The 2,221-nt window shown below is 67.5% G+C and carries 3 protein-coding genes; 1 reads left to right on the forward strand and 2 read right to left on the reverse strand.

Annotation, left to right across the window (positions count from 1 at the left end; translation table 11 throughout):
• Both VGE49_RS00710 and VGE49_RS00715 read right to left on the reverse strand, forming a co-directional pair.
• The coding region (locus VGE49_RS00710) for an acyl-CoA dehydrogenase family protein (protein WP_331032672.1) at positions 1-539 on the reverse strand (539 nt) is incomplete at its 3' end.
• Entirely contained in the window at positions 536-1,606 is a 1,071-nt protein-coding gene (locus tag VGE49_RS00715; protein ID WP_331032673.1) for a phosphotransferase family protein, read from the reverse strand. The genes VGE49_RS00710 and VGE49_RS00715, both read right to left, overlap by 4 nt.
• Positions 1,607-1,718: 112 nt before the next feature.
• On the opposite strand from VGE49_RS00715, the gene VGE49_RS00720 reads away from it, so the two are divergent.
• On the forward strand, positions 1,719-2,221 hold a 503-nt coding region (locus VGE49_RS00720), incomplete at its 3' end, for a carotenoid oxygenase family protein (protein ID WP_331032674.1).

The raw sequence follows: 2,221 nt of genomic DNA on the forward strand, positions 1-2,221 counted from the left end.
GTGCGGGCCATGACGATGCCGACCGAGGCGCCGACCGCGCCGGTGATGAAGGCCTTGCGGCCGTTGATGCGCCAGCCGTCGCCGTCCGGGACGGCGGTGGTCTTCAGCATGGAGGGGTCGGCGCCCGCGCCGTCGTCCTCGGCGGGTTCGGTCATGAAGAAGGCGGAGCGCGCCTGACCGCTGACCAGGGGGGCGAGGAAGCGGCGCTTCTGAGTCTCGCTGGCGACCTGGCCGAGCAGATACATATTGCCCTCGTCCGGGGCCATGACGTTGAGGGCGACGGGGCCTAGCGGCGACAGGCCGGAGGCCTGCAACACCAGGGCCGTCGAGCGCTGCGACAGGTGCGAGCCGTCGGCCCCGATGTGCGGCGTCATCAGCCGGGCGGCGCGCGCCAGGGTCCGCAGCTCGACGACCAGGTCGTCGGTCGGGCCGTGCGACGTGGCGCGCGGGTCCTTCTCATAGGGAATGACGACATCACGCACGAAGCGTTCGACGCGCGCGGCGATGGCCTGGCCCTGATCGAGATCATTGTGGCTCATGATGTCGTCTCCGTCTGGGCCCAGGCCAGGGCGGCGAGGGCGGGCAGGTTGTCGGCCATGGTCTGGGCGTGAGCGGACGCGGCGGTGCCGCGCGCGATCCGCCCCTTGATGCCGTGGAAGATGGCCGCCAGCCGGAACATGTTGAAAGCCATGTAGAAGCGCAGTTCGTCCGGCGTAGGCGGCGCGCGACCCACCCGCTCGCAATAGGCGGCCAGGTAGTCGGCTTCGCTGGGAATCCCGAGGGCCTTCAGGTCGGCGCCTGCAAAGCCGCCGATCATGGATGGCGGCAGGCGATACATCATCAGGTGATAGGTGAAGTCGCCCATGGGGTGGCCCAGGGTCGACAACTCCCAGTCCAGCACGGCCCGCACCTTGGCGCTGTCGGGGGCGAAGATGAGGTTGTCGGCGCGGAAATCGCCGTGAACCACGCATGCGGCGCCGTCGTCCTCGGGCATGTTCTCGGGCAGCCAGGCGACCAGCCGGTCCATGTTGGGATCGCGCCCGGCCAGGTCGTCTTCCTGATATTGGCGCGACCAGCGGGCGATCTGGCGCGCGAAGAAGGCGCCGGGACGGCCGTAGTCATCCAGGCCGAGCGTTTCGATGTCGAGGCTGTGCAGACGGGCGATCGTGGCGTTCAGGGCGTCGAAATGGGCGGCGCGTTCCTCTGGCGTCAGAGCGGGCAGGGTGGGGGACCAGAAGATGCGGCCCTCGACCATCTCCATCACCATGAAGGTCGAGCCGATGACGGCCTCGTCCTCGCACAGGATCAGGGGAGCGGGGACGGGGAAGCCGGCGGCGTGCAGGGCCGAGATCACGCGATGCTCGCGCTCGACCGCATGGGCGCCTTTCAGGACGGGACCGCCCGGCTTGCGGCGCAGGACACAGGATTTTCCGGGTGTGTCCAGACGATAGGTCGGATTGGACTGACCGCCGTTGAACTGGCGGATGTCGAGGGGGCCACGCATCTCCGGCGCATGCTGATGCAGCCAGGCCGTCAGGCGCTCGACCGGCAGCTCATGCCCCGCCCGCACGGGGCCGGACCCCTCGAAGGTGATGGTCTGGGACATGGAGAAATCCTCGCCGAACGGGTGATCACACGCCCGGCTCAGCCGTGCCGATCTATAACTTGCGTAAATAGACCAAAAAGGCGAGGCTTCGTCCAGAGCCAGGAGATGAGCCATGCAGATCGAGCGGTTGTCGCCCATCGTCGCGACCCTGAAACCCAGCAATCACCCCTACCTTAGCGGGCCGTGGACGCCTCAGCATGAGGAGGTCAACGCGGTTGATCTGGAGGTGATCGAGGGGGCGATCCCGGCCGATATCGACGGCGTCTATATCCGCAACACCGAGAACCAGATTCACACGCCCTTGGGCCGTCATCATCCCTTCGACGGGGACGGGATGCTGCATCAGATCAGCTTCCGCAACGGCAAGGCCGACTATCGCAACCGCTTCGTGCGCAGCCGCTGTTTCCAGGCGGAGCAGCAGGCGGGCGAGAGCCTGTGGGGCGGGATGATGGACGGGCCGGAAGTGTCGAAACGCCCCGGCTTCGGCGCCCATGGCGGCATCAAGGATTCGGCCAGCACCGACGTGGTGGTCCATGCGGGCAAGGCGCTGGCGACCTTCTACCAGTGCGGCGAGGCCTATCAGTTGGACCCGACCTCGCTGGAGGATCAGGGCGT

This window comes from Brevundimonas sp., assembly GCF_036405315.1.
Taxonomy (GTDB): domain Bacteria; phylum Pseudomonadota; class Alphaproteobacteria; order Caulobacterales; family Caulobacteraceae; genus Brevundimonas.

Bases quoted from the DNA above. Each gene is read 5' to 3' on its own strand.
- VGE49_RS00715 (WP_331032673.1), bottom strand. From the start codon at position 1,606: ATGTCCCAGACCATCACCTTCGAGGGGTCCGGCCCCGTGCGGGCGGGG.